The organism is Phenylobacterium sp. (assembly GCF_030681155.1).
GTDB lineage: Bacteria > Pseudomonadota > Alphaproteobacteria > Caulobacterales > Caulobacteraceae > Phenylobacterium.
In genome coordinates this window covers 1-7543 of the sequence record NZ_JAUXXE010000067.1, presented here as the reverse complement: position 1 = coordinate 7543, position 7543 = coordinate 1, and the positions used below count along the sequence as shown (strand labels likewise).

General features: G+C 66.1%; 8 protein-coding genes and 1 riboswitch. Of the genes, 2 read left to right on the top strand and 6 right to left on the bottom strand.

Annotated features, from left to right (window positions below; all coding sequences use genetic code 11):
* Window positions 1-590, bottom strand: a 590-nt coding sequence (locus Q8M13_RS16945; protein WP_305301269.1) for a ribonucleotide reductase N-terminal alpha domain-containing protein, incomplete at its 3' end; no start/stop codon positions are given.
* Window positions 591-914: 324 nt separating this feature from the next.
* A riboswitch (yybP-ykoY riboswitch) is annotated at window positions 915-1130 on the top strand.
* Between the two features lie 71 nt (window positions 1131-1201).
* Between Q8M13_RS16945 and Q8M13_RS16940 the strand changes: the two genes are divergently transcribed.
* A complete protein-coding gene (locus tag Q8M13_RS16940; RefSeq protein ID WP_305301270.1) occupies window positions 1202-1765 on the top strand; it encodes a TMEM165/GDT1 family protein in 564 nt (187 codons plus the stop codon).
* Between the two features lie 88 nt (window positions 1766-1853).
* Here Q8M13_RS16940 and Q8M13_RS16935 read toward each other — a convergent pair whose 3' ends face one another.
* The gene (locus tag Q8M13_RS16935) at window positions 1854-2393 is read right to left on the bottom strand and encodes a helix-turn-helix domain-containing protein (RefSeq protein WP_305301268.1); all 540 of its coding nucleotides are present in this window, start codon (window positions 2391-2393) and stop codon (window positions 1854-1856) included.
* A 195-nt stretch (window positions 2394-2588) separates the two neighbouring features.
* Here Q8M13_RS16935 and Q8M13_RS16930 point away from each other — a divergent pair, with 195 nt between their 5' ends.
* The gene (locus Q8M13_RS16930) at window positions 2589-3518 is read left to right on the top strand and encodes a fatty acid desaturase (RefSeq protein WP_305301267.1); all 930 of its coding nucleotides are present in this window, start codon (window positions 2589-2591) and stop codon (window positions 3516-3518) included.
* Window positions 3519-3557: 39 nt separating this feature from the next.
* Here the strand turns inward: Q8M13_RS16930 and Q8M13_RS16925 are convergent, their stop codons facing one another.
* The 4 genes from Q8M13_RS16925 to Q8M13_RS16910 form a co-directional block, all read right to left on the bottom strand.
* A complete protein-coding gene (locus Q8M13_RS16925) occupies window positions 3558-4244 on the bottom strand; it encodes a hypothetical protein (protein WP_305301265.1) in 687 nt (228 codons plus the stop codon).
* A gap of 71 nt (window positions 4245-4315) precedes the next feature.
* Window positions 4316-5146, bottom strand: coding sequence for an aldo/keto reductase (locus Q8M13_RS16920; RefSeq protein ID WP_305301264.1), 831 nt, complete (start codon window positions 5144-5146; stop codon window positions 4316-4318).
* A 99-nt stretch (window positions 5147-5245) separates the two neighbouring features.
* Window positions 5246-7030: an SLC13 family permease gene (locus tag Q8M13_RS16915; protein WP_305301263.1), complete on the bottom strand. Its 1785-nt coding sequence runs from the start codon at window positions 7028-7030 to the stop codon at window positions 5246-5248.
* 127 nt (window positions 7031-7157) lie between these two features.
* The coding region (locus Q8M13_RS16910; protein WP_305301262.1) for an OmpA family protein at window positions 7158-7543 on the bottom strand (386 nt) is incomplete at its 5' end.

The window sequence follows — 7543 nt, the reverse complement described above, 5'->3', positions numbered from 1 at the left end:
GGATGGTGGATGTCGAGATAGACCGCGGCCGAACCGCGGCGCAGCGAGCCCTGGCTGATGGCGAGGGTGAGCGAGTCCATCACGCGGATGAAGGGGATGATGCCGCTGGTCTGGCCCGCGCCCTTCACCTTTTCGCCGATGGAGCGCACGCCGCCCCAGTAGGTGCCGATGCCGCCACCGTTCGAGGCCAGGGCCACGTTCTCGTTCCAAACGCTCTGGATGCCTTCGAGGCTGTCGCCGACGGCGTTCAGGAAGCAGGAAATCGGCAGGCCGCGACCGGCGCCGCCGTTCGAGAGCACCGGAGTGGCCGGCATGAACCAGAGGTTGGAGATGTAGTCGTAGATGCGTTGGGCGTGGTCGGCGTCGTCGGCATAGGCCGTGGCGACGCGCGCGAACATGTCCTGGTAGCTCTCGCCGGCCAGCAGGTAGCGGTCTTCCAGGGTGGTCTTGCCGAAGTCGGTCAGCAGCGCGTCGCGCGAGCGATCGACCTCGACCTTGCGGACGAGCTGCAGCTGCGGTCGATCGGACCGCTCAGACGCCGCCTGGGTCGCTTCCGAAACCGTCCGCATTACCGCTTCGCCGCTGCTCATGACCCAAAACCCATATCTATCAGACGTTTCTGTCCGGGACACCGCCCGGCCGCTTCCATCGCTATATCTAGTGGCAGCCCCGCCCCCGATACGCATCATATGGGGCCATGAAGGCTAATGACTCGTCAACGGGGATGAGCGTTCGTCCCCATGAGTTTTTCTTTAACGAGAGGTTAACAGCCATCTTGACTGGTTGCTGCGCTTGAGTTTTCCACAGGCCGCCTCCCGCTGCGGAAGGGTTCGCTCACGCGGATGTGAATACCTGCGGCAGGCGAACTCGCGAGTCGTTCTCACTTGCCCACGGATCGTCCCCACCCTATCCACACCGCCGTCACTGGGGAGTAGCCGCCCGTAGCTCCAACGGGGGATGCGTCAACAAACTTGCAAACGGCCTTTTGGCTCGCTGCATGGCGCATTCGGCGACGCGCATTCAGGCGAAGTGGACTCCGGTTCGCCGCCCGGAAGGCGCGTCATCAAAAGTCTTGGTCACGTGCTCCGCACGAGACCGGGTGCTTGGCGAGACCTTTGGCTTTCGTGCGTCGGTCCATAGCGGGGTCGGCGGCGCGGAAGGCCATTGGTATGTCTCGACCCCGCCCGGACGCATGCTCTCGATGGAAGCCTTCCTCGTCTCTACCGGCCTCGTGGCCGTCGCCGAAATTGGCGACAAGACTCAGCTGCTGGCGATTCTGCTCGCCGCACGGTTCCGCAAGCCGGCCCCTATCATTCTAGGCATCCTGGTCGCGACCATGGCCAACCACGCCCTGGCCGCAATGGTCGGCGTGGCCGCCGGCCAGTTCCTGAACGGCCCGTGGATGAAGTGGGTGCTGGGCCTGGCCTTCATCGCCTTCGCCGGCTGGGCGCTGATTCCCGACAAGTTCGAAGATGGCGACGCACCGCGCGAGAAGGCCGGCGCCTCGATCTTCATCACCACCCTGGTGGCGTTCTTCTTCGTGGAGATGGGCGACAAGACCCAGGTCGCGACCGTGGCCCTGGCCGCCAAGTTCGACCAGGTGCTGCTGGTCGCCGCCGGCACCACACTGGGCATGATGATCGCCAACGTCCCGGCGGTGCTGATCGGCGAGGCCGCGGCCACGCGCCTGCCGCTGAAGTATATTCGCTGGGCCGCCGCCGCTTCGTTCGCGGCGATCGGCGTCTGGATTCTGATCGCCGGCTAAGGCTTTCGGCCGAGGTGGACTTGCGCCGCCTCGGCCGAGAGATCTCCTGCTAGCTGAAGCCCTCGGCCGTGACAGTGAGGAACCTGGCTTACCGGTCCGGCTGCGTTTGGGCGTCAGCGGCCCGCCGATGATCGGTGAAGTCGGCGGCGCGGCGGGCGCGTTCTTCGGCATAGGCCTCGCTCGGTTGGCCGCGCATGTCGGTCCAGGCGACGAGACCGCCGCAGGCGGGGCATTTCCCGTCGAGCTCGAGCTCCGAGCCGCAAGCGCGGTGGAACATCCGGGTCGCCGGTTGCTCACTCTGCGGCTTGCACCACTGCTCGCCCCAGGTTCTCAGGGCCAGGATGACCGGCATCAAATGGCGGCCCTTCGGCGTCAGTCGATATTCGTGACGCGGCGGGCGTTCGGAATAAGGATGACGCTCGACCAGGCCGTCAGCTTCCAGGCGCTTGAGGCGCGCGGCGAGCATCTGGCTGGTCGCGCCCGTCTGGGCCTGCAGGTCCTGGAAGCGGCTCTGCCCCAGCAGCAGCTCACGCACGATCAGTATGGACCAACGGTCGCCGACCAGGCCGGTCGAGTGCGCGATCGGACATAGCGTGTCGTCGTCTGCGTCGTTTCCAGAAGCGCTCATTCGCCCAATCCTCCTCCGTCTCACACCCTACCGCGGTGGTCCGTATTTTCTCAGTGAGCGGCACTATGAATTTCAGATCCACCTTGTCCACCTCTCAACGAGAAAGATGACGCAGGCGTCATTTTTGAGTCGCTTTGATTTTGGAAGTCGCTATCGTTTTGCCACACCCTGGGACAAGGGGCAGGAGGAAACCTCATGGCCGACGGCGCGCACGACCCCAAAGCTCTGCGAGCGAGCATCGGAATCTCCCACGCCGACGAGCGGCGGATCGCGGTGGAATTGTCGCCGGCGGTGGCGTGGCCGACCCTGGCCCTGGCGGCGGCGCTGCCCATCGCCCTGCTCACCGTCGTGTGGCTGGGCCTGACCCGGACGCTGCCCTTGTGGATCTGCACGCCGGTGCTGGCGATCATTTCCTACGCCCACTACACGCTGGTCCACGAAGCCATCCACGGGAACGTGGTCGCCAGCCCCAAGAGCGCGGCCTGGATCAACACGGTCGTCGGCTGGATCGGCGCGCTGGGCATGGGCAGCGGCTGGCCCGCCCTGCAGCGCACCCACGTGCTGCATCACTCGCACACCAATACCGAGCGCGACCCGGACATCTTCGTGAAGGGCACCTTCGTCCAGTTGCTCAGGAAATGGACGATCTCTGCTCCCATGTCGCTGATGCCGATCTTCGTCGTGCGGTTCATCAACCCGGAGCGTTACAAGCGGTTGGGAACGATCCTGAGCCCTGCCGAAATCGCCCAGGTGTCGGCCGTCGCCCTGTTCACCCTGGCGCTGCTGGTCGTTGCGATCGCCACAGGCCATGTCGCCGACTGGCTGATGTTGTGGTTCCTGCCGACCCGCATCGCAATCCTGATGCTGAACATCCTGTTCCAATGGCTGCCGCACCACCCGTTCGACCACACCGAGCGCTATCTGAACACCCGCGCCAGTCTATGGGCCGGCGGCACGTTCCTGACGCTCCAGCAGAACCTGCACCTGGTGCATCACCTGTGGCCAAGCGTGCCCTTCTACAACTATGCCCGGCTCTTCAACCGGCTTCGGCCCGTGCTGAAAGCTGAGGGCTCGCGCATCGAGGGCCTGATGGTCGGCGCCCGGCGGCGGACGGTCGCAGACTGAAATCGCCGGCGATGGACGCGAGCGCCCGGGACGCGGACTTCATTTTCCGGCGCCGGTAGCGAGGTCCATATACTGACTGAATTGCTGATCGGCCCATTGGCCGCCTTCGGCGATTGCAAGGCGTTCGGCCTCGGACACTTGGCTGATGGTCCGCGCATGCGCCCAAATCGGCCCGGCCCAAGCCCCGCGCTCAGACCTCACCGCATAGGCGTATACGCCTGGCGCCAGAGGGGCTGCGGTGGCGTTCGGGCGACGGAGAAATCCGGCGACCAGGTACTCCCCACCGGGCTTGAAGCGAACGTAGTAAGCGTTTGGCGCGCCGGTTTCCCCCCTCTGCGGATCGATGGGCAAGGTCACGTGCGTTCCGAGTTCGGCGCGCAGCGCTGCCAACAGATCGGCTGACCTGGCCGCCGGCGGCTCCTGCCCCAGGGGATTTCCACGCGGTGCAAGCTCCCGTTCGGCCTTAGGTGCGCCGACCAGCACCGTAAAGGGGCCATCGAGCTTCGAGGCGCCCGGCCCTTCAAACGGCGAGTGACCGGTCTTGTCCTGATAGACCTCGATCAACTCGGCGATCTTATGAACGTCGTTGATCCGCTTGGCGTCCGCCGCAGTTTGGAAACGAGCCTCACCATCAGCATAGGTCTTGGACAACCACCACGCGGCGCCCGCCGCACTAGCGACCACCACAACGGCCGTCGCGATAGCGACCTTGTATTTCAGCTTCATATTGTAGCCCCCCCCGCTCGGAAGCTAGACCGTGGACGGTGCGCCAAGCAACGCCGACGGTCGGAGGAGCCCTAGAACGTCGCGGTCGTCGGGTTGGGGCCGATGCGGCCGTCGGCTTGATGGAGAGCGGCGATGGCCGCCAGGTCCTCGGCGTCGAGCTTGAAGCCGAACACGTCGAAGTTCTCGGCGATCCGGCTGGGCGTCACCGATTTCGGGATCACGATGAGGCCGCTGTCGAGGTGCCAGCGGATGATCACCTGGGCCGCGGTGCGGCCGTGCTTGGCGGCGAGTGCGGCGATCGCGGGATCAGACAGCAGCTGGCCTTGGCCGAGCGGGCTCCAGGACTCGGTTTTGATTCCGCGCTCAGCGTGAGCGGTTCGCAGGGCGGTCTGCTGGAAGCGGGGATGGAGCTCGATCTGGTTCAGCACCGGGGTCACGCCGGTCTCGCTGATGATCCGGTCCAGGTGTTCGACCTCGAAATTTGAGACGCCGATGGAGCGGACCTGGCCCATTTCCTGGGCCTTGATCAACGCCCGCCAGGTGTCGAGGTAGAGGCCGCGGTTCGGCGCGGGCCAATGGATGAGGCAAAGGTCGATCTGCTCCAGTTGAAGGCGCTTGAGGCTGGCCTCAATGGCGCGCAGGGCGCTGTCGTAGCCCTGGTGATCGTTCCACACCTTGGTGGTGATGAAGACCTCGTCCCGCGCCAGACCGGAGGCGAGCAGCCCCTCGCCTACGCCCTTTTCGTTCTGGTAGGCGGCGGCGGTGTCGATGTGGCGGTAGCCCGTCTTGAGGGCCGCCCCTACCACGCTGGCCGCCTCGTCATTGGGGGTCTGCCAGACCCCGAGACCAAGCTGGGGAATGGCGGCGCCGTCGCTTAGCTCTACCCGCGGCTGATCGGTCATTCGCAACTCCGGCGCCTATGGTTGGGGCGGACCTTCACTTCGGGGCCCCGCCGACGGTTCGCAAGGGCGCCGCAGGCTGGGGGTGCCTGAAAGTGTGGGTCAGTGGGCGACAAGCGGCCAGAAGTGGGCGATCAAGGGCGCGCCGAGGACCAGGACCAGCACCGTCAGCGGCGCCCCGAGCTTTGCATAGTCGCCGAACTTGTAGCCGCCTGGGCCCATGACCAGGGTGTTGCACTGGTGCCCGATGGGGGTGAGAAAGTCGCTGGCCGCGCCGACCGCCACCGCCATCAGGAAGGGATCGGGGTTGAGGCCCAGCTTGCCGGCCAGGCTGGCGCCCACTGGCGCGACGATCAGCACGGTGGCGGCGTTGTTCAGGAAGGGCGTGGCGGCCATGGCGACGGCCATGATCGAGACCAGCGCGATCATCGGCGGCTGATCGCGGAAGATCATCGACAGCCAGGAGCCGATCAGGTCTGCGCCGCCGGTCGTCTGGATCGCCTCCGAAACCGGGATCATCGCGGCGATCAGCACGATCAGCGGCCCGTCGATGGCGGCGTAGGCCTCGCGCATCCGGATCGAGCCGGCCATGATCATCAGCACCGCCGCGCCGAAGAAGGCGATGGCGACCGGCACGAGCTGGAAGGCGACCAGCACCATGGCCGCCGCCAAGATGAGGGCCGGGGTCAGGGTGTGCCGGATGCCGCCAAGGCGCACCTCACGCTCGGCCAGCGGCAGCAGGCCCAGGGTCGACAGCGCGCCGGGCAGGCTGCGCTCGCCGCCCTGCAGCACAAGCATGTCGCCAGCGCGAAGGCGGACCCGGCTGATGTGCTGCTTGAGGCTGTAGCCCGAGCGGCTGACCGCGAGCAGGTTTATTCCGTGCAGGCCATAGAGGTCGCTCTGCTGGGCCGAGCGTCCGATCAGCGTCGATTCGGCCGAGACCACCGCCTCGACGACGCGGGCTTCCTCGGTCGGCTCCTCCATGGCGACGGGCCGGTCCGAACGCATCAGGCGCAGCTTGGAGCGGGTGATCAGCTCGTCCAGGGCCTGGGGCTCGCCCTGCAGCAGCAGCACGTCGCCCGGCAGGATCTTGAGATTGGGGTGAGGCCGAGCGCGCCGGCGGCCCTTGCGCAGCAGCAGCATCACCTGGGCCTCGCCATGGGCCAGGGCGTGGAGATCGGCGACGCGGTTTTTGACCAGCGACCAGTCCTCGGGCGCCTCGACCTCGGTGAAATAGGCGTTGGCAGCCAAGGCGGCGTCGATATTGGCGGTCGGCGCGCGGTCGGTCGGCAAGATCTTGTAGGCGAAGGCCAGGAACACCAGACCGATCACGGCCAGGGCCAGGCCGACCGGCGTGTAGTCGTACATGCCGAACGGCTTGCCGAGGATCTCCTCGCGCACCTGGGAGACGATGATGTTGGGCGCGGTGCCGACCAGGGTGACGATGCCGCCCAGCATGGCGCCGAAGGCCATCGGCATGAGCAGGCGCGAGGGCGAGGAGCCAGTTCGACGCGACAGCTGCAGCGCCACCGGCATCAGAATCGCCAAGGCGCCGACATTCTTGGTGGCGGTCGAGAGCAGGGTGACGGCCGCGGTCAGGACGGGGACCTGGCTGCGCTCGCTCTTCAGATAGGGGATCAACGGGCGCAGCGCCGCCTCGACGATGCCGGACTTGGCGAAGGCGGCGCTGACGATCAGGGCCGCGCCGATGATGATGGTGATGTCGTTGGAGAGGCCGTCAAAGGCGCTCTTGGCCGGAACGACGCCGACGGCCACCCCCGCCAGCAGGGCGCAGAGCGCGATCACGTCGTAGCGAAACCGCCCCCAAATGAAGGCGGCGATGGTCAGGCCGATAAGCCCGAAGGCCAGCCCCTGCTGCAGCGTCATTGTAGCCCCGGCCCTAGTGGAGCCTTCACAACGCAAGACCGCGGTGAAGGCTGCGCCACAAAGCAAAAGAGCCCGGCCTTTCGGCCGGGCTCTCCGCTAGATCGGCTTAGCGCCGAAGATCGATATCTTAGAAGTTGATGTCGATCGTCGAACGGCGGTTCAGCGGTTCTTTCACGCCATCCGGGGTCGGAACGGCGAGATCGGTTTCACCCTTCCAATCCACTTGCAGCGTGGACTGACCAACGCCCAGACCAACCAGCGCATCGGCGGTGGCCTTAGCGCGGCGTTCCGAGAGACGCATGTTGTAGTCAGCCGGGCCCGACGTATCGGTGTGGCCGACCACGATCACGCGGGTCGCATTGCCGCTCGTCGCGTAGGTCGCAGCTTCCTGAACCACCGCCTGGGCTTCCGGCGTCAGGACGTACTGATCGAACGGGAAGTAGACGACGAATTGCTTAGCCTCGGCAGCAGCCGGAGGCGGCGGCGGCGGGGGCGGAGGAGGCGGCGGGGGCG